The 235-nt window shown below is 50.2% G+C and carries 1 pseudogene; it reads right to left on the bottom strand.

Going from position 1 to position 235, the window contains the following annotated elements:
• Positions 1–183, bottom strand: a pseudogene (locus GPK89_RS16820) (desulfoferrodoxin); the annotation flags it as partial.
• Positions 184–235 lie beyond the last annotated feature (52 nt).

Raw genomic sequence — 235 nt, 5'->3', positions numbered from 1 at the left:
CTTGACATGGACGATGCCGTTTTCCACCGTCCAGACAGGGACGTGCTTCTCCACGGCGGCGTCGGTGGTGCCGGGAACGAGCTCGCTCATCGGCTCGCCGCAGCAGACGACAGGGACGCCTACGTCCTTAACTTTGGCAATGATGTTACCGCAACGCTTGCAAATGTAAAACTTCTGATCCATGATAATTCTCCTTTTCTTTACTTTAATAGTTTTCTGCGTGAATTTCAAAATA

Source organism: Gemmiger formicilis (assembly GCF_018784445.1).
In the GTDB taxonomy this organism is placed as follows: Bacteria; Bacillota; Clostridia; order Oscillospirales; family Ruminococcaceae; genus Gemmiger.
The sequence above is the reverse complement of the archived record's forward strand: the minus strand, read 5'-3'. Positions and strand labels throughout refer to the sequence as shown.